The following is a 19,134-nucleotide window of genomic DNA, read 5'->3' on the forward strand; positions in this document are numbered from 1 at the left end:
ACAAAGTCCGGCATTTAGCCCCCGGTTTTTTCAATGCCCACAACGATCCCCGCCATTAGCGGGGATTTTTCATTTTCGGCCCAGCCATACTCACCCGAGGTCTGGGAGTGCTGCGTATGCGTCCGGCAAAGTCATCTAGCACGCGCGGTAAAACTAGGACATCGCGCGCACTTAGGTGGACACCATTGCCTAAACGACAGTGTCAGAAAGGCGTGTTTGCCGAACGTACATGAACGATCAATTAGCCGGTCAAGCGAGGCCTCAGAAAACTCAGTCCCAAAGCGGCTGCATGCCAGGTCTTGTATAACCCCAAACGCGTGGCACTCCATCCTCTAGAGAAAAAGGGAGGTTGTGCCTTCTTGGGGAAAAGGGACGGAAAAGGCGGAAAAGGGGACAGATTTATTTTTCTAGCCGGCAGCTAGTTGACCCAAGCGAATCCACTCGATGGAAGCTCTCAGGGCAGCAAAAAATAAATCTGAGAATCATCTGGCCGGCCTCCCCCACCTAACAGAGGTGGCGCAAAATTCAAGGTGCGAACTTAGACTTTTGCTGAGGAGGCCGTGATGAAATTCTGTGGCATAGATCTGCATTCGAACAACAGCGTTGTGGTGGTAACCGACGAAGCGGACAGAGTCCTGGTTAGCCGACGCTGCCCCAATGAGCTTAGGCCGATTCTCTCACTCCTCGAACCACACCGTGACGAGCTGGTTGGCGTGGTGGTTGAGTCGACGTACAACTGGTATTGGCTAGTCGACGGCCTTATGGCTGTGGGTTTGGACGTCAAATTGGCGAACCCGGTGGCAATGAAACGCTATGAGGGTTTAAAGCATTCGGACGATAAGGATGATGCGGCATTCCTCGCGCATTTGCTGCGCCTGGGGATTCTGCCGACGGGCTATATTCATCCACCGCACGAACGAGCGCTACGAGATTTGGCGCGTAAACGAATTCAGTTGGTACGTACAAGAACCCAGCACATCCTGGCCGTTGAAAACATTGCGGCACGCCAGCTTGGGCATAGCTTCAGCTGTAATGAGGTCAAAGGCTTTTAGCCTTGACTTGAGACCGGCTAATGGGTGTCCCCTTTTCCTAATGTTTTTTAGACCAGGCTGTCCGGTCTGCTTGACGGATTAAGCGATGCTTTAACACGTTCAAGGAGTGTGGCGGAAGTAGAACGAGAAACCTGACATATAGGAGAGACCAGGTCGGTATCACATCGTTGAACGCTCCACCGGCTTGACCAAGGGCTTCCGCTGGACCTGGAAGGCAGCCGTCAACTTTGCCCAGGTGCTGGAGGCGCGTGCTGATGGCATCAAGGTCTCGCTCTCGGGTGGCAGGCAATGATCGGCGAACCGATGCCCAACCCGCGGGACGCTATCATCCAGGACCTGAATCAGAAGCTCGATCAGTTCTTCGGCAGCGGGAAGACCATCCAGCAGATCGAAAGCGGCGTGAACGCAGAGGCGCCCTTCTTCGGCACCACCGCTCACCACGCCAAGCTGCGGACCCAGCGGGACAAGTTGGCGCCAGCAGTACGAGAGCAGGCCGAGGCTGGCAAGACAGTCAGCGAAGCAGCCAGCGCTTTGAAGATGCACATCAAGCGCGTTCAGCTCATCGCCAGCGAAAACGGCTTCACGTTCGCCGAGCCTTCATGAGACGGATCAACAACCAGGTGCGCCAGCGGCGGCGGCAAACATGGCTGGCGCTGCCGGCCAGCGGAATTGAAGAGGTAGGCCATGGCCGAAGAACAGCAGCCGACGGCGGAAGCCATCAAGCAAAAGAAGAAGCGCGAGAAGGCGGCCGCAAAGAATGCTGCCCTGGGCATCGGGAAGTTCACGGTTGAGGTGGCCGGGGTGTTCAAGACGGACCTTCAGAGAGTCATGAAGGTTCACGGCTTCAACAACCAGCAGGAGGTGTATCAGAACCTGCTGCGGAACCTGATAGCCGCCGACTTTGAAACGCAGGCCAAGATGCTTCGCTGTGTCACGCCACCTTATGAGATACCAGAAAAGGTGTCGTTAGCACTTTACGAGAAGAGCATGGCCGAGATTGCGAAAGATCCTGGCGACGCCATCATTCGGCCAATCGCCGAAGATTCAATGATGCACCATTAATAAGAATACGGGCAGCGACCAACGACTCCCATGCTCTATGAGCGGCGTCCTTATCAATTAGATTATGTGCAAGGTCCATCTGCTGGGCTGAATACTCCAGCATGCTGCGAATTTGCAGGACATGTTCAACCATCCGGGCATCAGGGAGATTGAGTATGTCCACTGCCATGAATGATCTCTCCATGCTTCGGACGCGCTCCAGATGCATCGGGCTTCTACTGTTTGGCGATGCATTTAAATATAGTTGATTTACTTCAACCCCTGCTACTTCCGCCATTTTCACTAATGCAGCTAAGGCAACTTTCTTTCTGTTTTTCTCTGCCGAGGCATCACGTCGTAGTTGAGAGTTAGCAATGAAGATAGCTGCACCAACCCCCGTTAGTGAAGCGGCGGCTTGCACCCAATCGCCGCCCTTGAGATCCATGCCGTAATACTTGCAGATGCCAACCACCATCCATAGCAACGACGTGCCGAGCAATGCAATCCAAACGCTCAGCAGAGTTAAACCGGCAAATAGCGCCCCCCGCTCCTTTAGTTTCATGTGCGCACCTTCTTGATTAATCGCACCATCAAACCCCAACCCAAACCAAATTGCCACCACCGGTCACGGAGGGGGAAAGCGCATCGTGGCTTTAAGGGTTGACTGGCCTGTCTACACGTTGACCTGTTTCCAAATCCTCAAGCTTAAAGTCCCACCAGTCTTCACTTGGCACAGACTTGAGGCCGTACTCCCGACCAGCGATCAGGTTAACGTCTCGAAAAATCGGTCGTGTCGCCCGGGTCCCTGTCCACTTTTTTACTTCTAAGCGGTGGTGCCCCGCTGTCAATCGATATTCCGTCCGCTGCGTATACAGCGCATAGAGAGTATCTGCCCCGTCCACGCTGGCGATCGTGAGCGTTCTCTCAATCGCCCGGATCCCGGCCGTTTGAGAGTTTGGCAGTCCTTCTGCCGCCTTTTCTGTGTACGACTTGCACCCAGCTGTCACCAACAACGTCGCGACACCGAGAATCCGTAGTCCTCGAGCAAACTGCATAACCTGCCTCGTCCATTCGCAAAATTACTCTATTCAATCCCATCAACTATCAAATTGCCACCCTAGCTCACGGAGGGCGGCGCCTTCATTGGAGAACACTTTGAGCAAGAAGCCAAAACTAGAACTTTCCTAACGCAAAGTGCTGGCCAATTCCGTCGGAACCGATGAATCGAAGAGCTCACCACCTCGAATGTCGCGGTCCGTAGCCGGTCCGTAAATGAGTCAGCGCCTGTCTGCGTACAGAACAGAGGGTATCTGCTCAAGTCCGCCATATCCGTCAGCTAGGCTAGACAAGCCACGGTTGATTCTAGCTGTCCAGCAACCGTTCTGCTTTATCCAGAAGCTTAATTAAATCTCTGATTTGTCTGTGGGCCAACTTGTCTTCTTTACGTGCTCGCCAACGAATAGCAAGCCATTGAACTTCAACGAAAAATTTCGGATTTTCTAACCGTTTTTTTCTAACATAGGGCGATAGATCCTGCCAGACAGTGATGAGAAAACCCGAATAGGTATTAAATAGCATCTCCTCATCATAAACTTTGTTTCGAACCGCAACGGCGACACGTTCCCAAGAGTTCAGCAACTCTCGCGCACTTTTTGCTCCATCCTCTTGACTCCGTTCCTTTCTGGCAAGATCCTCGACTTCCTCAGTACTAAGTGTTTTTATTACCTGAAGGAAGTAGCTCGTCGCTTTTTTAACATCATCAGAACTGTGAAAACTGGTCTGAAAATCAATTGTATTTTTTGCTACAGCTAGGTGCCTTTGGCTGAAATAGCTTTTATAAGCCATGAGAGCCGTTACAGACAAAAATAGTAACGTCGGATTGATTTTCAGAAACGCGTAAATGCGTTCAAACTTCATTAAGCTCAAAGCAATAAATACTGTAGCAAAAAATATTACCCATAGATATTTTTCATTACGTCTGGCGAAACTGTGAAATTCCATTTAATTCCCCAAAAAAATGCCCCTCGGAGAGGGGCATCTATTACACGGTCAAACGCTAATTATTCGGGTTATACCCATTCTTCTTCACGACGGATTACTGGCTGCATGCTGTTCCCTCTCATCGATTTTTAGAACGCGATCTTGTACACCAACGCCAGTTGAATGTCAAAACCTGCGGTGAGGTTTCCCAACCTCACAACCAATATATAGCCCCCCGATCGCACCAAAGCAACCCCCCTTCCTCCCCAGCCCGGGCCTGGCCCGGTAAGGACTCCCCATGCTCGCAGAAAACCGCAACCACCCAGACGATCGCCACGCCATTGAAAACCTGCACCAGCAGCATTCTGAACGATTTGCGGATCAGCTCATTGCGTTCCAGGACCAGGCCTATGCGATGGGCATGAACCGCGGCGTGCAGTTGGCCAAGGCCAGCGTCACCCTCGCCGCCGCCCGGGCCAACCGTCTGTACCTGGCCGGTCCCATGACCGGCTTCGAAGACTTCAACTTCCCCGCCTTCAACACAATGGCCGCCCAGCTCCGGGCTCGCGGCTACGTCGTGGAGAACCCCGCAGAGCACGGCATCGTCGACGGAGCTGACTGGGCCGACTACATGGCCTACGACCTGACCCGCCTGGGCCTGTGCGGGATGGTGGCGGTTCTGCCCGACTGGGAGAACTCGAAAGGCGCCCGGCTCGAGGTGCACATCGCACGCGAGCTCGGCATGCGGGTTGTGAATGCCCATGATCTGGTATCGATGGAGATCGCAGGATGAGTGACTTTCAACGCGAAGACCGTTACCTGGTCGTCAAGCTAAGCAAATTAGCAAACGATCAAGGCGACAACATGAGCCGCAGCGAACAGATATTCCGCATCGCGCACTTTGGAAAAGCCTTGGTCAACGCGGTGGTTGTTGAAGAGGATTGGCCGGAGCACGAGACAGTCTGGCAAATGATCGAGCGCCGCATGAGCGGGAAACCTGCCGTAACTGCAGCCGAAGAGCTTGAGGCTGTACTGCACTGGCGCCAAAAGCATGACCAGGCAATAAAGGCGCGTGACGCCCTGCAACAGCGCCTGACCACGGCAGACCAGCGCAACGACGAGCTGGAAACGCAACTGGCTGACCGGGAGCAATCGCGCCGGGCTTGGCTCGATGAGTGCCAGGGACTGGAGCGGGCCGCCCCTGTACCGCCGCAAGCTGATGCGCCGATCCCCTATCAAGCCTGCCCATGTGGCGGGATGGAGATACGCATGTCCGAAGAAACCGTTTTGATCCAGCCGGCACCCGTCCAGCGCGACGAGTTTGGTTTCTGGACTCACCCAGAGTGGCCGTCCACTGATGACGAACTGATCCCATATGCATGGTTCACCGATAGGGGTCTTGAGGTGCGCGAACGTGACTTCGAGAACGACGCCCCGGAAGACCTGCAAGAATCCTGGTTCGCGAATGGCATACCTGACTGCTCGGCCTGGCAGCCGACGCCTCCCGCCGGCGAAGGCTGGTTCATCTTCTCGATCCATGACGCCGACGACGGCCCGATCTGCGTGTGGGTTCGACACAAGGTGACTCCATGAGCCAGATCAAGGAACGACCGATCCTGTTCTCGGCGCCGATGGTGCGCGCCATTCTGGATGGGCGGAAGACGGTAACGCGGCGGGCAGTGAAAGGCTTCCAGATACCTACCGAGGATAAAGCCATTCCGGTTGGCGATCGGCAGCGCTGGAGCGCAATAGGCCAGCGAGACCCGCGCTATGGTTTCTGCGTATTTGGATCGACCGAGGCAGAGTGCGCCAAGGAGTTGGAAGAGTACGCACCTTGCCCATATGGCCGACGCGGCGACCGACTCTGGGTGCGCGAGGCCTGGGTAGTTGACGCTCAGGTTAATGCAATTGCACCGCGAGACCTGAGCCAGGGCGAACCGATCCTGTACCCAGCAAACGGGGCTGTTCGGCAGACCGGATGTTCGATGATCACGCCAGGGAAAACCCGGCCCTCGATCCACATGCCGCGCTGGGTGAGCCGCATCCTGCTGGAGATCACCGACGTACGCGTCGAGCGATTGCAGGACATCAGCGGCGACCAGGCGCAAGCCGAAGGTGTTGATGCCGCGATGTGCCAACAGTACCTCGAAACTGCGCCGAGCCGGTTCGAATGCAAAGAGGCGGTGATCCATGGGTTCGCCGGGCTCTGGCAGTCGATCAACGGCGAGGAATCGTGGCGCTCTAACCCCTGGGTCTGGGTCGTCGAGTTCAAGAGGGTTCAGCCATGATCCTCCCCCTGCTCTACATGGCCTGGCTGGTGTACAGGGGGCCGAGGCCATGATCGTCAAAATCGCATTTGACCCGGCCAATCTGAAAGTCGAGGACGAAGCATGGCCGGCTTTCAATGCCGGCGGCCTGACTCTCAAGGTATGGGCTCTCTATAAAAAGCACTTCGTGACCAGTCAGCATTTCCGCGATTCCCTGACGCAGATGGCTGATCTGTTTGAGCGGATGCTTGACATCGATGACCACGAGGTCAGGCCCTACCTGAACATCGATGAGTTCATGGGGTATCTGGGAGCCTGCGGAATCTACGGGGCAGTCGTCGGGCCGCGGCACAAGGAAATGGCTGAGTGGGTAGTCAGATATTGGGACTATTTCAACCTCTCCACCCAGCGGGCCGTGACGCTCCAGTTCAGGGTTATAAAAGAAGTTGATGAGACTTTGACCGTCTGCGGCTTTGGCCCGACCACTATCTCCTAACCCCACTCCCCCTACATGCCTGCCGGTGAACGGCGGGCGAGGTATTCCTATGCGTGAGAAATCATCTATCCAAGTTCTTCGAGGCGCCGATCTGGCGCTGTGGGCAGCCCGCGCCCAGGGAATTGAAGAGAGGCGGCAAATCAAGCTCTACGCCTCTGGACCTTGCCTGTACCGAGACACTGGCCCGGGGGGTGAGCCGTTCCCGTTTCGCCCCGACTCACACCTCGGTGAGGCAGGGATCCTTATCCAGGAAATGGCTGAAGCAGGAATCTTGACCCTATTTGCCCATGGCGCGCAGTTCGAGGCGAAAGAGTTTGGGCATGTCGGGTTTTCTGGATCGCCTCCCGAGGCACTGACCCGCTGTTACATCGCCTGGAAGCTCGGCATGGACTTCACCGCCACACCGACCAACTGACCACCACCTTCTGCCGCCACGCGCGGCACGGAGCATCATCATGGCAAAAGTCATTGCCCAGATCACGGTAAAGCTCCCCCGCCTCATGGAGGTGAGCGAGTATCGGAAACTGCGGTACGCCGGCGGCAAGCCCAGCGTGCAGCAACTGAAAAAATGGATTGAGGAAGGCGAAGTGGTTGGAGAGGTAAAGGGAGGGATGTATTTCGTGGACATCCAGGCGGCGGTGATGGGTTCGAATGACCCTCTCCTGGCTCAGATGATGGAGATTGGCTGATGGCTGCTCGGCCGCGCACGCTCAAAAATAGGAAGCTGCCGCCAAACCTCTACCCCAACGGGAAATATTGGCGGTACCGCAACCCGATCACAGGGTTGATGACCAGCATCAACCGCCCCCTGGAGGAGGCAATCAAACTGGCCCGGGCCGCCAACCTCAAACTCGCCGCGCTGGTCGTCGACGACGGTGCCCTGCTCACTCTGCTAACAGGCGATCGCCTGCCCACTGTCAGCAACCTGCTTCAGCGCTTCCATGATGAATGGGTTGTGGACAAAGGCTACGCGGCGCGAACCCTGGAAGAGATCAAGTTCAAGCTTGAGCGATATCGGCAGGATCTTGGTGACCGGCTGATTGGGCAGATGGATGTGCTCGCCATGGCTGAATATCTGGACCAGTTCAGCAACAACGCCTACACCAAGCACCGGGGGCTATGGGTGCAGATCTTCGCCTTCGCCGTGGCCAAGGGCCTGGCCGAGCGTAACAACGCCGAGCTGACCCTTGTGAAAAAAGAAGCGGAGAAGAAGCGCCAGCGGCACACAGTCGAGGGGCTGAAGCTCATCATCGATGCCGGCACCACACCACCGTGGCTGAAGCGAGCCATCCGCCTTGCCCTGACCAGCCTTCAGCGGCGGGAGGACATCGTGACCTGGCTGAAATCTGCTGCAGATATGGGCCAGAACACGCTGACCGTATCGCCAGGGAAAACCCAGGGCTACGACAACCCGGTGCACCTGAAAATAACCATGGGGGCCGCGCTGCGGGAGGTAGTAGGTGAGTGCCTTCGCTCACCGATCGCGTCGCCGTACTTGATCCACTACAAACCCAAGGCCAGGCGCAGGGAGCAAATCGACGCCAAAGACCACTGGACGTCGGTGACGCCGGATTATCTGACCAAGGAGTTCAGCAAGGCTCGGGATGCAGCCCACGCCTACGATCATGTCCCGGTCGGTGAGCGCCCCACTTTTCACGAGATCCGCGCTTTAGGCGCCTGGCTTTATGAGCAGCAGAATTTCCCAATGGAATACATCCAGGCCTTGATGGGACACGCGGACGAGAAGATGACCAAGCACTATCAGGAGGGGCATGGAGACAAGACGATTGAATACGTCGAAGTGGGCGCCGAATTGGCGTTCTGAGGTGGGGGTTTTGCAAAAGTTTTGCAAAAGTTTTGCAAAAGTTTTGCAAATGGCAGAAAGCAAAAAGGGGTTACCGTTTCCGGTAACCCCTCTAGACCGCCCAGCAGAGCGGATTTTGTTTGGTAGGCGCGATTGGACTCGAACCAACGACCCCCACCATGTCAAGGTGGTGCTCTAACCAACTGAGCTACGTGCCTGCTGTGAGGCGGCATTCTACGGAATTCCGAAGGGGTGTCAACACCTTTTTTTCACCTAACCCTATGAATATGCAAAATATTTAATTTCGCCAATGCGACGAAGATTTTGCGGTGGCTGGCGGCCAATTTTTATCTCGGGTAGGATCGACGCATTCGTAAAAAATATAAAACAGAGGTTGCAGAATGGCGAACACATCCTACCCAGCGTCCTATTATGCCGCGTCGGCCAATCCGGTTCCGGCGCGCCCGGCCCTGCAGGACGACGTCGAAACCGATGTGTGCGTGATTGGTGCCGGCTACACCGGGCTGTCTTCTGCACTGTTTTTGCTGGAAAACGGTTTTAAGGTCACCGTTCTTGAGGCAGCCAAGGTGGGTTTTGGGGCTTCGGGTCGCAACGGTGGGCAGATCGTTAACAGTTACAGCCGTGACATTGATGTGATCGAACGTAGTGTTGGCCCTCAACAGGCGCAGTTGCTGGGCAATATGGCGTTCGAGGGTGGGCGGATCATTCGCGAGCGGGTGGCGAAGTACCAGATTCAGTGTGATTTGAAGGACGGCGGTGTATTCGCCGCCCTCACCGCTAAACAGATGGGCCACCTGGAGTCGCAGAAGCGTTTATGGGAGCGTTTCGGCCATACCCAGTTGGAGCTGCTGGATCAGCGACGTATTCGCGAGGTGGTGGCTTGCGATGAGTATGTGGGTGGCATGCTCGATATGAGCGGCGGGCATATTCATCCACTCAACCTGGCCCTGGGCGAAGCGGCGGCTGTGGAGTCGCTGGGCGGGGTGATTTATGAGCAATCGCCAGCGGTGCGCATCGAGCGTGGTGCCAGCCCCGTCGTGCATACGCCACAGGGCAAGGTCAGGGCCAAGTTCATTATCGTGGCGGGCAATGCTTACCTGGGCAATCTGGTGCCGGAGCTGGCGGCCAAATCCATGCCGTGCGGCACCCAGGTGATCGCCACCGAGCCGCTGGGCGATGAGCTGGCTCATCGTCTGCTGCCCCAGGATTATTGCGTCGAAGATTGCAACTACCTGCTCGATTACTACCGGCTGACGGGCGACAAACGCCTGATCTTCGGTGGCGGTGTGGTGTATGGCGCGAGGGATCCGGCGAACATTGAGGCGATCATTCGGCCGAAGATGCTCAAGGCGTTCCCGCAACTCAAGGATGTGAAGATCGATTACGCCTGGACCGGAAATTTCCTGCTGACGCTGTCACGTCTTCCGCAGGTCGGGCGGCTGGGGGATAACATTTACTATTCCCAAGGCTGCAGCGGCCATGGCGTGACGTACACGCACCTGGCGGGCAAGGTCCTGGCCGAGGCGCTGCGAGGTCAGGCTGAGCGTTTTGATGCGTTTGCGGACCTGCCCCACTACCCTTTCCCTGGTGGGCAACTGTTGCGCACGCCGTTTGCGGCGATGGGGGCTTGGTATTACGGGCTGCGGGATAGATTGGGATTCTGAGGCTCGCCCTGGCGTTCCACCCAAACCCGACGGGCGCGAACGCCCTGGCCATGGGCTCGCTCCCGCTCGTAACCCGCCATCAGGGCATCGAGTCGCCCCCTTGTTCGCCAGGAAAAAAATCACCAAGCAATTCAATGAAGGACTGACGCAACCATCGATTCGCCGGATCATGATGGAAACGCGTATGCCAATACAGATGGATGTCATAACCGCCAAGATCCCAAGGTAGCGGGACCAGGCGCACATCCGTGATCTCGGCGAACCGCCGGCCCACCGCTAGGGGAACAGTGGCGATCATATCGGACTCCGCCACCAGGAAAGGCACGCCCATGAACCGTGGCAGGCTGAAACGCACCCGACGTGAAATGCCGTGGGCAGCCAACTCACGGTCCAGCACGTCCATGCCCCGCCCCTCCGCCTGGACCGCGACATGCACAGCGGCTTGGTACTGTTCGGCGCTCATGCTGGCGCCGATCGTAGGATGGTCGCTACGCACGATGCATACGAATGAATGGCGGTACAGCGCACGATGCCGGATAGAGGTGTTGAGCAAGCGCGGGAAATAGCCGATCGCCGCATCCACTTCGCCAGCGTCCAACCCCTCTTCCAGTTGTTCGGAGGACAAGGCCAGGGTGCGAATCCGCACCCGCGGCGCTTTTTTGTCGAGCATGCGCATCAAGCGAGGCAGGAACACCATTTCACCAATGTCCGACATGCACAGCACCAATTGGCGTTCGGCGTGCTCGGCGACAAACCCGGTCGACGGCAACACCTCGCTGCTGACCATCTCCAGGATTCGCTGCACCGGTTCGGCAATTTCCAGAGCCCTGGCGGTAGGCTGCATGCCCCGGGAAGTACGGATGAACAGAGGGTCATCGAACAACGCCCGCAACTTTGACAAGGCGAAGCTCATGGCCGGCTGGCTGAGGCCCATGAGATCGCCGGCCAGGGTCACGCTCTGTTTTTTGCGCAACGCATCGAAGATTTTCAGCAGGTTGAGGTCGACGTCTTTGATATCCATATTTTGGATTTTATCTATAAGCAAAATAAGGTTTTCAGATTCTAGGTCGAAGCCTAGACTCGGTACAAGATGGTTAACTCGATTAACCAGTTCGGCAGCCCCACATAACAATAAACGGAGCCCACAATGCCCAAGAAGCTGCGCAGCAATTTCCCACACGGGTCTTACTTATGGGCCGTTCGCGCGGCCCAATGGCGTGCTTTGGGCATCGACGAAAGCGAGCTGGAGAAACCCAAGATCGCTATCGTCAACTCCTCGTCGAACCTGGCGATCTGCTTCAGCCACTTGGATGGCATCGCCGACAGAATCAAGCAATCGATACGCGATGCCGGCGCCCTGCCCTTTGAGGTCCGCACCGCAGCGCCCAGTGACTTCATCACCGGGGCCGGCGCCGGGGGTGCCTACATGCTGGCCGCCCGCGATCTCATCACCAACGACATCGAAGTGGCGGTAGAGGGTGCACAGCTCGATGGCATGATTTGCCTGGCTTCCTGCGATAAAACGGTGCCGGGCCAACTCATGGCCGCGGCTCGACTGAATATTCCAACGCTGATCGTGATTTGTGGGTATCAGCCCAGCGGCGAATACAACGGCCAGCACGTCGACATTGAAGATGTGTTCATCAGCTCCATGCACGTCGTCACCGGTAAACTCCCCGTCGAAGAGCTGGTGGGCATGACCCGCAATGCCATCAAGGGACCGGGGGTCTGCTCGGGCATGGGCACCGCCAACTCCATGCATCTGGTGTGTGAAGCCCTGGGCATGGCCTTGCCCGGCAGTGCACCCATCGCGGCCAACAGCCCACAAATGTTCGATTTCGTGGACCAGGCCGGCAAACGCATCGTGGAAATGGTCGCGGAGGACCTCAAACCCCGCGACATCCTCACCCCGGGCGCCTTCGCCAACGCCGTGGCGACCATGCTTGCCGCCGGAGGCTCGGTCAATACCATCAAACACATGCAGGCGGTGGCTGCCGAAGGTGGGGTCGACGTGGACGTCTACCAGCTCTTCAGGAACTTGGGTAAACAAGTGCCCGTCCTGGTTGGCGTGCGGCCGGTGGGCCAGCACAGCATCGAGCAGATGGAAGCCGCAGGCGGCGGGCGTGGGCTGCTCAAGCGTCTGGAACCGCTGCTGCACGGCGATGCACTGACCGTCACCGGCAAGACACTCGCGCAAAACCTGCAAGGTGTCACCCCCAGCGACGACGAGGTGATCCGCCCGCTGAACAACCCTTTCGCCATCCAGCCGGCGATCGTGATGCTGCGCGGCAACATCGCGCCCCAGGCCGGCATCGTCAAATATGGCATCGACCCAGACAAGATGCGTCGCTTCAAAGGCCCCGCGATCTGTTTCGAGCGCTCCGCCGACGCCATCGACGCCTTGCAGGACGGACGCATACAGCCTGGCCATGTGGTGGTCATGCGTGGTGCCGGAGTGCGTGGCGGCCCGGCCATGGGCGGTGGCGCCTCGAAAGTGGTATTCGCCATTGACGGCGCCGGGCTCGGCGACCACGTGGCCATGCTGACCGACGGTCATCTTTCGGGATTGGTCTGCAAAGGGCTGGTGGTGGCTGAAGTAGCGCCGGAGGCCGCTGTCGGTGGCCCATTGGCGCTGATAGAAGACGGGGACATCATCGACATCGACCTGGACCTGCACACCCTGAATGCCGCCGTCAGCGACACCGAAATGCAGGCCCGCCGCGGCCGTTGGCAGCCCAAGGCACCACAGTTCGGCGGGGGGTGGCTGGATATCTACCGCAACAGCGTTTCAGCCATGGAGCACGGCGCCGTATTGATCAAGCCGGTCGACCACACCGACCAGCGGGAATCGCACTGATGAAATTGCTCGACGACGAAAAAGCCATGCTCGCCGGCGATCAAGGCCCGGCAGTGCAGAAGGCCATGGACCTGCTGGTACGTTATGGCGAAGCCCTGGGTGCGCAATACCTGGTGGACACCCGCAACGTGGCCGGGACCATCGGCGCCACAACGCCGTTTTTACGTCAGTACGCCGAGCGTGAAGGCGGCATGGACGCCGTGTTCAGCGAGTTCAATCTCGACAGCGCCGAAGTGATCGAGATCCCCAAGGTCAAGGTATTCAGCAGCCACCTGCAACAGGGGATCGACCCGCGACACGCCGAACGCCAGGGCATTTCCAAAGACGTCGTGCGTATCTACGAGACAGGCCAGGCCTACAGCAGCAGCTTGGGCGTGCAGCCCTTGAACACGTGCACGCCCTACCAGGTGGGAAACGTGCCGGTGAAAGGCGAACATTGCGCCTGGATGGAGTCCTCGGCCGTCATCTACATCAACTCGGTACTCGGCGCTCGCACCAACGCAGAAGGCCGGGAAAGCACCGGCGCGGCCATGCTCACGGGCAAGATCCCTTATTGGGGACTTCATCTCGATGAGAATCGTCGCGCTAGCCACCTGGTCCATCTTGATATCGCCGTGACGACCACGGCCGACTGGGGATTGCTCGGCTATTGGGTCGGTGAACAGGTCCAGGATCGCATCCCGGTCATCGAAGGCGTGACACATCAGCCCAACCTGGCGCGTCTCAAGCACTTCGGCGCGGCGGCCGCTTCCAGCGGTGGCGTGGAGATGTACCACCTGGTGGGCATCACCCCCGAGGCGCGAACCCGCGAGCAAGCATTGGGCGGGTCCCGGCCTTCAGCGATTTTGCGTTTCGGTGAAGCCGAACGACGCTGGGCCTACGAACAAGTCAACATCACGGCGCGAGACGCGCAGATCGATTTCGTCATGCTCGGCTGCCCGCACTACAGCCTCGAACAGATCTGGGAAGTTTGCCAACTGCTCGAAGGACAACGCCTAAGCCCGAATACGGAACTCTGGCTATTCACCGCTGCATCGATCAAGCACCTGGCCGATGTCGCCGGTTATACACGCATCATCGAGCAGGCGGGTGGACACGTGATGACGGATACCTGCTCGGCGATTGGCAAGGTGATTCCAAAAGGCACCCGGGTCGCGGCCGTGGACTCGGCCAAACAGGCCCATTACCTGCCCGCGATCATGGGCATCCAGGCATGGTTCGGTAGCACCGCCGACTGCGTCCAGGCGGCCATCGAAGGGCGTTGGAAAGGAGGTCTGAAATGAATACTCCCTTTACGCTCAAAGGCCGCAAGGTGGTCGGCGGATGCTTCGAAGGCGAAGCGCTGGTGACCCATGAGCGCATCTCCGGCTGGGGCGGCATCGACCCGCGCAGCGGCACCGTCATCGAGACGCGCCACGAACTCAAGGGCATCAGTTTTGCGGGCAAGGTCCTGGTGTTCCCCGGCGCCAAGGGTTCGTCCGGCTGGTCCTCGCAGTTCCATATCGCGCGTCTCGCCGGCGTCGCCCCCGGCGCCCTGCTGTTCAATGAAATGACCGCGAAAATGGGCCTGGGGGCCGTCGTCGTGCACGCACCCGCCATGACCGACTTCACCGAGGACCCGCTGGGCCGGATCCGCACCGGAGACTGGGTTCGCGTCGACGCCGACGCCGGGATCGTCGAAGTGACTCCGCGACAATCACGCTCAACCCAACCCATAGCCCAACCGCCTGACGGGACGGCGCGACCGCCAGACCCGTCGTAGCTCACAAGTACTCGCCGAAACAACCTCCACCGCGACTTCCGGGCCACGGTTTCGGGCTCGGCCGCCCTTTTTTCACCCAAAGGTAATGTCATGGCTCATGTTATTCGTACGGTGCGCCGCACCAGCGCTCCTACCGCTCAACGCCTGCAGGCCGACGTTTGCATCGCCGGCGCCGGCATCTCCGGTATTTCCGCCGCCCTCGAAGCCGCCGCCCTCGGCAAGCGCGTGGTGCTGTTCGACGCCCTGCCGATGCTGGGCGGCCAAGCGGTCGGCTCGATCATCGGCACCTTCTGCGGCCTGTTCTCCAATGGCCCGAACCGTCAATTGCTGACCCACGGCATCGCCGACGGCATCCTTCGCGACCTGGGGGCTTCGGGCGACCTTCACCAGGCCATCGGCCCGCTGACCACCGTGGTCTACTACGACGAAGTCGCCCTCGGCCGCTGGATGGGTCAAAAGGTGCTCGACGCTGGCATCACCGTGGTGCTCGGCGCGGTATTGCGTGACGTGGTGCGCGAAGGCGCGCGGGTCCTGGAAGTGGAATTGGCCACCCGCTACGGCGACGTACGCGTGGCGGCCGACGGGTTTGTCGATGCCAGTGGCGACGCAGCCCTGGTCTGGAATGCCGGGTTTGCCTGCCGTGAACCGGATACGCCAATCTACGGCACTCAAATGTTCGTGCTGGAACACATCGATGAAGCACACCTGCCAACCCGCGCGCAATTCACCGAACGGGTCAAGCAAAAAGCCAAGCACTACGGCATCGAGCGCGACGATGGCTTGTTCTTCCAGTTTCCCGGTCGGGGTACGGCGGCCTTCAACATGACCCACATCGAAACGCCCCTGGACCCGGTTGCCGCGTCCCATGTCGCCATCGCCGGGCGTCAACAGGTGGAGCAGGTGATCGAGTTCCTCAAAGCGGAATATCCCGAGGCCTATGGCAAGGCCAGGGTACGGTCGTATGCGCTGCCAGGCATTCGCCAGACGCGCTGGATTGTCGGGCTGCATCATCTGACGGCGGATGAAGTACGGGCCGCCACGATATTCCCGGATGCGGTGGCACGCACCTCCTGGCCGGTGGAGCTGCACGGCAATACCAGCGGCTATCAATGGGAGCCCTTCGGCGACGATCACATCCACAGCGTGCCGCTGCGCAGTATGCTCCCAGAAGGCAGTGACAACCTGGTGGTCGCCGGTCGCTGTATCGATGCCGACGCGGCCGCGCTGTCGAGTGTTCGCGTGATGGGGCCGTGCATCGCGATGGGCGCCGCGGCCGCCCATGCCTTGGACCTCGCGGGCCCTGGCGGCCGTCTGGCCGATATACCCGCCCATGCGTTGCGTGAGCGGCTTGCGTTCAACCTGAAATAGAGTTTTCGAGCAGTTCGATGCGACCGTCGTGCGAACGCGGGCGCCACTCCAACAAGAATAAAAAATGCAGTGGAGAACGTACATGTCACAGTCACGCACCCTGGATGTCGCGGCGCTTATCGAAGGTCGCAAATTGTCACGCTTCAATTACGTGGTGATTCTGGTCTCAGTCCTGATCACTTTCCTGGACGGGTTCGATTTGCTGGTGCTCTCGCACACGGCCTCCTACATCGCCGATGAAGTCGGCCTGGACAAGATTCAACTGGGTGAAATCTTCTCCATCGGTCTGCTGGGAATGATGCTTGGGGGGTTCTTCTTCGGCTATCTCGGCGACCGCATCGGTCGCCGCCCCACAATACTGTTTTCAAACTGCGCGTTTGGGCTGCTGACGCTGCTGTTTGTCATGGCCGACAGCTATGAATCGCTGATGGTCCTGCGTTTTTTCAACGGCTTTGCCCTGGGTGCCATGCTGCCCTTGTGCTGGGCGTTGAACATTGAGTTTGTCCCCAAGCGTTATCGCTCCACGGTCGTCACCGTGATCATGGTTGGCTTCAGCCTTGGCAGTGCGATAGCCGGCCCACTGACGGTATGGCTGGCGCCGCACGTCGGTTGGCAAGGCGTGTTCGTGTTCGGCGGCACGCTGACGCTGATCGCCTGGGTCCTGTTGCTGTTCACCTTGCCCGAATCGGTTCGCTTCCTGGCGAGCAAGCGCAAGTCGCCGGAAAAAATCGCGGCCATTCTCAAGCGCATGGACCCGAATCTGGATGTGCGCCCCGGTGACCAATTCGTCCTGCTGGACGAGCCGGACATCGGCCACAAGGCCTTCCGCGTCAGCCAACTGTTCATCGGCCGCTTGAAATGGATCACACCGATGATCTGGCTGGGCTACTCCGCCAGTTCCATGGCCATGTACTTCCTCGCCTCCTGGAGCCCGCTGGTCTATCAATACGCAGGATTCGATCGCGCGACCGCGTCGTGGGTCAGTTCGATCGCGTCGTTCAGCGGTGCGATGGCGGGGTTGGTGATGATGCGCTTCGTCGATACCCGCGGGCCCTATATGGTGATGATCTATCCGCTGCTCGCCTTGCCCTTCCTGCTGGTACTTGGCATTACCGGCATGCAAGGCACCGCGTTCCTGATGCTGAGCCTGGCGGGTGCCGTGTTCGTCAAAGGCTCCCATTACGGCATCCTCAGCATTGCCGGGGTCTTCTATCCCAGCGCCATTCGCGCCAATGGCACCGGCTGGGCCACGTCAATGGCCAAGATCGGTTCGATCCTCGGCCCCCTGCTCGGCGCCTACGTGCTCAACAGCGGCTTGCCGGTGGTGAAAAGCTTCCTGGTCTTGGCTATTTGCCCTGCCCTGCTCACCGTCTGCGCGTTCGTCATAGGACGGCTGGTTGAGAAAGACGAGCCTTCAACCGCCGAGTCAGTACCGGATACCTCCCAAGCCTGACGTCCAGGCTTCAGCACCCAGCGATTCGTCACGCCGCCGCGGCAGACACCGCGGCCTGGAAGACGTGCGCCCAAATTTCGTCCCATTGCATTCCTGGAGACCAATAACAATGATCAGGATCCTGTTTTTACAGCTGTCACAACGCAGCGCTGCCCTGGCCGCCGGCGTTCTGCTTCTCATCATCCAACCAGCAAGTGCGGAATTTCTGAAAGACAGCACCGCGACGCTGACCACCCGCAATTTCTATTTGAACCGTGACTTCCGGCAAGACAACGCGCCTCAGTCCAAGGCCGAAGAATGGGCCCAGGGTTTCATCACGGATTTGCGGTCCGGTTACACCGAGGGCACAGTCGGTTTCGGGCTGGACGCACTGGCTGAGCTGGGCGTGAAACTGGACTCCGGCGCAGGACGACGCGGCTCAGGCCTGTTGCCCTACGGCCCTGACAGCAACGAGCCGGTGGACAACTACAGTGAATTGGGCGCCACCGCCAAGGTGCGCTTCGCCAAGAGCGAGCTGAAGATCGGCACCCTCATGCCCACGAACCCGCTGGCCTTCTACAACGACATGCGGCTATTACCCTCGACGTTCACAGGCGGGTTACTGACTTCCAATGCCATTGACCGACTGACCTTTACCACCGGACGCCTGACCAAGGGCAATGCCCGCGATTCCTCCGGCAACGACGACATCGGTTATGCAGGTCAGAAATCCAGCCATCTGGATTTGATAGGCGGCGACTTCGCACTGACCAAGGACCTTACCCTGCGCTACCATCACGGCGAATTGGACGATATTTATGTCCAGCAATTTGCCGGCCTGATCCACACCTTGCCCCTGGGAGAAGGCATCACCCTGCGCAGCGACCTGCGTTACTTCGACAGCCGCGATACCGGTAATGCCAAGGCCGGGCGCATCGACAACCGCAACGTCAACGGCATCGTCACGCTGGGTGTTGCAGCGCACAAATTCTCCGTGGGCTATCAGAAAATGCGCGGGGATACGGCATTTCCCGTCATCGAAACCGGCACGCCCTACGTGGCGAACCTGGTCACCTACAACAGCTTCACCAAGATCGGCGAAACCTCCTGGCAGGTACGTTACAACTATGACTTTGCAGCCCTGGGTGTCCCTGGGTTGACGTTCATGACGCGTTACGTAAAAGGCACAGGCGTGGAAAGTCGCACGATCAGTGGAGGAACGGAATGGGAACGCGATACCGACATCACCTATGTGATACAGAGCGGCGCGCTCAAGGGCCTGGACCTGCGCTGGCGGAATGCGACCTTTCGCTCCGGCAATGGCCTGACGCAAGACCTGGACGAAAACCGGCTCATTGCCGCCTATACCTGGAAACTCTGGTGATCACGG

Annotated in this window: 20 protein-coding genes and 1 tRNA gene; 17 read left to right on the forward strand and 4 right to left on the reverse strand. The window is 58.5% G+C overall.

Annotation, left to right across the window (positions count from 1 at the left end; all coding sequences use genetic code 11):
* Positions 1-563 precede the first annotated feature (563 nt).
* The 3 genes from ACMTA2_RS22280 to ACMTA2_RS22290 all read left to right on the forward strand — a co-directional run bounded on the left by ACMTA2_RS22280 (position 564) and on the right by ACMTA2_RS22290 (position 2,114).
* Positions 564-1,052 carry an IS110 family transposase gene (locus ACMTA2_RS22280; RefSeq protein WP_413791803.1) on the forward strand — a complete coding sequence of 163 codons (489 nt, stop codon included), beginning with the start codon at positions 564-566 and terminating at the stop codon, positions 1,050-1,052.
* A gap of 288 nt (positions 1,053-1,340) precedes the next feature.
* Complete coding sequence (locus ACMTA2_RS22285; RefSeq protein WP_413791804.1) at positions 1,341-1,655, forward strand: hypothetical protein; 315 nt, start codon at positions 1,341-1,343, stop codon at positions 1,653-1,655.
* Positions 1,656-1,736: 81 nt separating this feature from the next.
* The gene (locus ACMTA2_RS22290; protein WP_413791805.1) at positions 1,737-2,114 is read left to right on the forward strand and encodes a hypothetical protein; all 378 of its coding nucleotides are present in this window, start codon (positions 1,737-1,739) and stop codon (positions 2,112-2,114) included.
* On the opposite strand, the gene ACMTA2_RS22295 is transcribed toward ACMTA2_RS22290, so the two are convergent.
* Together ACMTA2_RS22295 and ACMTA2_RS22300 are read right to left on the reverse strand one after the other, a co-directional pair.
* Entirely contained in the window at positions 2,074-2,655 is a 582-nt protein-coding gene (locus ACMTA2_RS22295; protein WP_413791806.1) for a hypothetical protein, read from the reverse strand. The two genes, ACMTA2_RS22290 and ACMTA2_RS22295, sit on opposite strands and share 41 nt — an antisense overlap.
* Before the next feature lie 800 nt (positions 2,656-3,455).
* The gene (locus tag ACMTA2_RS22300; protein ID WP_413791807.1) at positions 3,456-4,094 is read right to left on the reverse strand and encodes a DUF4760 domain-containing protein; all 639 of its coding nucleotides are present in this window, start codon (positions 4,092-4,094) and stop codon (positions 3,456-3,458) included.
* Between the two features lie 277 nt (positions 4,095-4,371).
* Between ACMTA2_RS22300 and ACMTA2_RS22305 the strand changes: the two genes are divergently transcribed.
* Genes ACMTA2_RS22305 through ACMTA2_RS22335 form a run of 7 tightly spaced genes read left to right on the forward strand, consistent with a single transcriptional unit; the run spans position 4,372 to position 8,661 of the window.
* Positions 4,372-4,866, forward strand: coding sequence for a DUF4406 domain-containing protein (locus tag ACMTA2_RS22305; RefSeq protein ID WP_413791808.1), 495 nt, complete (start codon positions 4,372-4,374; stop codon positions 4,864-4,866).
* Positions 4,863-5,666, forward strand: a complete 804-nt coding sequence (locus tag ACMTA2_RS22310; protein ID WP_413791809.1) for a hypothetical protein — start codon at positions 4,863-4,865, stop codon at positions 5,664-5,666. The genes ACMTA2_RS22305 and ACMTA2_RS22310 overlap by 4 nt, the downstream gene beginning before the upstream one ends.
* Entirely contained in the window at positions 5,663-6,361 is a 699-nt protein-coding gene (locus tag ACMTA2_RS22315; RefSeq protein WP_413791810.1) for a hypothetical protein, read from the forward strand. The genes ACMTA2_RS22310 and ACMTA2_RS22315 overlap by 4 nt, the downstream gene beginning before the upstream one ends.
* Before the next feature lie 49 nt (positions 6,362-6,410).
* Positions 6,411-6,836, forward strand: a complete 426-nt coding sequence (locus ACMTA2_RS22320) for a hypothetical protein (RefSeq protein WP_413791811.1) — start codon at positions 6,411-6,413, stop codon at positions 6,834-6,836.
* A 49-nt stretch (positions 6,837-6,885) separates the two neighbouring features.
* A complete protein-coding gene (locus tag ACMTA2_RS22325; protein ID WP_413791812.1) occupies positions 6,886-7,251 on the forward strand; it encodes a hypothetical protein in 366 nt (121 codons plus the stop codon).
* Positions 7,252-7,291: 40 nt separating this feature from the next.
* Positions 7,292-7,525 carry a hypothetical protein gene (locus tag ACMTA2_RS22330; protein WP_215002355.1) on the forward strand — a complete coding sequence of 78 codons (234 nt, stop codon included), beginning with the start codon at positions 7,292-7,294 and terminating at the stop codon, positions 7,523-7,525.
* Positions 7,525-8,661 carry a phage integrase Arm DNA-binding domain-containing protein gene (locus ACMTA2_RS22335; protein ID WP_413791813.1) on the forward strand — a complete coding sequence of 379 codons (1,137 nt, stop codon included), beginning with the start codon at positions 7,525-7,527 and terminating at the stop codon, positions 8,659-8,661. The genes ACMTA2_RS22330 and ACMTA2_RS22335 overlap by 1 nt, the downstream gene beginning before the upstream one ends.
* A gap of 120 nt (positions 8,662-8,781) precedes the next feature.
* Here the strand turns inward: ACMTA2_RS22335 and ACMTA2_RS22340 are convergent.
* Positions 8,782-8,858: transfer RNA gene (locus tag ACMTA2_RS22340), tRNA-Val, on the reverse strand.
* A gap of 183 nt (positions 8,859-9,041) precedes the next feature.
* Here ACMTA2_RS22340 and ACMTA2_RS22345 point away from each other — a divergent pair.
* Positions 9,042-10,325 carry an NAD(P)/FAD-dependent oxidoreductase gene (locus ACMTA2_RS22345; RefSeq protein ID WP_413791814.1) on the forward strand — a complete coding sequence of 428 codons (1,284 nt, stop codon included), beginning with the start codon at positions 9,042-9,044 and terminating at the stop codon, positions 10,323-10,325.
* A 79-nt stretch (positions 10,326-10,404) separates the two neighbouring features.
* On the opposite strand, the gene ACMTA2_RS22350 is transcribed toward ACMTA2_RS22345, so the two are convergent.
* The gene (locus ACMTA2_RS22350) at positions 10,405-11,346 is read right to left on the reverse strand and encodes a LysR family transcriptional regulator (protein ID WP_413791815.1); all 942 of its coding nucleotides are present in this window, start codon (positions 11,344-11,346) and stop codon (positions 10,405-10,407) included.
* Between the two features lie 126 nt (positions 11,347-11,472).
* Between ACMTA2_RS22350 and ilvD the strand changes: the two genes are divergently transcribed.
* The 6 genes from ilvD to ACMTA2_RS22380 all read left to right on the forward strand — a co-directional run bounded on the left by ilvD (position 11,473) and on the right by ACMTA2_RS22380 (position 19,128).
* On the forward strand, positions 11,473-13,182 hold the full coding sequence (gene ilvD, locus ACMTA2_RS22355) for a dihydroxy-acid dehydratase (RefSeq protein WP_413791816.1): 1,710 nt from the start codon (positions 11,473-11,475) through the stop codon (positions 13,180-13,182).
* Positions 13,182-14,465: an aconitase X gene (locus ACMTA2_RS22360; RefSeq protein WP_413791817.1), complete on the forward strand. Its 1,284-nt coding sequence runs from the start codon at positions 13,182-13,184 to the stop codon at positions 14,463-14,465. Before ilvD ends, ACMTA2_RS22360 begins: the two co-directional genes overlap by 1 nt.
* Complete coding sequence (locus tag ACMTA2_RS22365) at positions 14,462-14,944, forward strand: aconitase X swivel domain-containing protein (RefSeq protein ID WP_413791818.1); 483 nt, start codon at positions 14,462-14,464, stop codon at positions 14,942-14,944. Before ACMTA2_RS22360 ends, ACMTA2_RS22365 begins: the two co-directional genes overlap by 4 nt.
* Positions 14,945-15,034: 90 nt before the next feature.
* A complete protein-coding gene (locus tag ACMTA2_RS22370) occupies positions 15,035-16,312 on the forward strand; it encodes an FAD-dependent oxidoreductase (RefSeq protein ID WP_413791819.1) in 1,278 nt (425 codons plus the stop codon).
* Positions 16,313-16,394: 82 nt separating this feature from the next.
* Positions 16,395-17,765: an MFS transporter gene (locus ACMTA2_RS22375; RefSeq protein WP_413791820.1), complete on the forward strand. Its 1,371-nt coding sequence runs from the start codon at positions 16,395-16,397 to the stop codon at positions 17,763-17,765.
* A gap of 109 nt (positions 17,766-17,874) precedes the next feature.
* A complete protein-coding gene (locus ACMTA2_RS22380; RefSeq protein WP_413791821.1) occupies positions 17,875-19,128 on the forward strand; it encodes an OprD family porin in 1,254 nt (417 codons plus the stop codon).
* Positions 19,129-19,134 lie beyond the last annotated feature (6 nt).

The organism is Pseudomonas medicaginis, from assembly GCF_965119365.1.
Taxonomy (GTDB): Bacteria; Pseudomonadota; Gammaproteobacteria; order Pseudomonadales; family Pseudomonadaceae; genus Aquipseudomonas.

Bases quoted from the DNA above. Each gene is read 5' to 3' on its own strand.
- ACMTA2_RS22300 (WP_413791807.1), bottom strand. From the start codon at position 4,094: ATGGAATTTCACAGTTTCGCCAGACGTAATGAAAAATATCTATGGGTA.
- ACMTA2_RS22360 (WP_413791817.1), top strand. From the start codon at position 13,182: ATGAAATTGCTCGACGACGAAAAAGCCATGCTCGCCGGCGATCAAGGC.
- ACMTA2_RS22315 (WP_413791810.1), top strand. From the start codon at position 5,663: ATGAGCCAGATCAAGGAACGACCGATCCTGTTCTCGGCGCCGATGGTG.
- ACMTA2_RS22330 (WP_215002355.1), top strand. From the start codon at position 7,292: ATGGCAAAAGTCATTGCCCAGATCACGGTAAAGCTCCCCCGCCTCATG.
- ACMTA2_RS22380 (WP_413791821.1), top strand. From the start codon at position 17,875: ATGATCAGGATCCTGTTTTTACAGCTGTCACAACGCAGCGCTGCCCTG.
- ACMTA2_RS22350 (WP_413791815.1), bottom strand. From the start codon at position 11,346: ATGGATATCAAAGACGTCGACCTCAACCTGCTGAAAATCTTCGATGCG.
- ACMTA2_RS22345 (WP_413791814.1), top strand. From the start codon at position 9,042: ATGGCGAACACATCCTACCCAGCGTCCTATTATGCCGCGTCGGCCAAT.
- ACMTA2_RS22285 (WP_413791804.1), top strand. From the start codon at position 1,341: ATGATCGGCGAACCGATGCCCAACCCGCGGGACGCTATCATCCAGGAC.
- ACMTA2_RS22295 (WP_413791806.1), bottom strand. From the start codon at position 2,655: ATGAAACTAAAGGAGCGGGGGGCGCTATTTGCCGGTTTAACTCTGCTG.
- ACMTA2_RS22290 (WP_413791805.1), top strand. From the start codon at position 1,737: ATGGCCGAAGAACAGCAGCCGACGGCGGAAGCCATCAAGCAAAAGAAG.
- ACMTA2_RS22335 (WP_413791813.1), top strand. From the start codon at position 7,525: ATGGCTGCTCGGCCGCGCACGCTCAAAAATAGGAAGCTGCCGCCAAAC.
- ACMTA2_RS22305 (WP_413791808.1), top strand. From the start codon at position 4,372: ATGCTCGCAGAAAACCGCAACCACCCAGACGATCGCCACGCCATTGAA.
- ACMTA2_RS22365 (WP_413791818.1), top strand. From the start codon at position 14,462: ATGAATACTCCCTTTACGCTCAAAGGCCGCAAGGTGGTCGGCGGATGC.
- ilvD (WP_413791816.1), top strand. From the start codon at position 11,473: ATGCCCAAGAAGCTGCGCAGCAATTTCCCACACGGGTCTTACTTATGG.
- ACMTA2_RS22310 (WP_413791809.1), top strand. From the start codon at position 4,863: ATGAGTGACTTTCAACGCGAAGACCGTTACCTGGTCGTCAAGCTAAGC.
- ACMTA2_RS22375 (WP_413791820.1), top strand. From the start codon at position 16,395: ATGTCACAGTCACGCACCCTGGATGTCGCGGCGCTTATCGAAGGTCGC.
- ACMTA2_RS22280 (WP_413791803.1), top strand. From the start codon at position 564: ATGAAATTCTGTGGCATAGATCTGCATTCGAACAACAGCGTTGTGGTG.
- ACMTA2_RS22325 (WP_413791812.1), top strand. From the start codon at position 6,886: ATGCGTGAGAAATCATCTATCCAAGTTCTTCGAGGCGCCGATCTGGCG.
- ACMTA2_RS22320 (WP_413791811.1), top strand. From the start codon at position 6,411: ATGATCGTCAAAATCGCATTTGACCCGGCCAATCTGAAAGTCGAGGAC.
- ACMTA2_RS22370 (WP_413791819.1), top strand. From the start codon at position 15,035: ATGGCTCATGTTATTCGTACGGTGCGCCGCACCAGCGCTCCTACCGCT.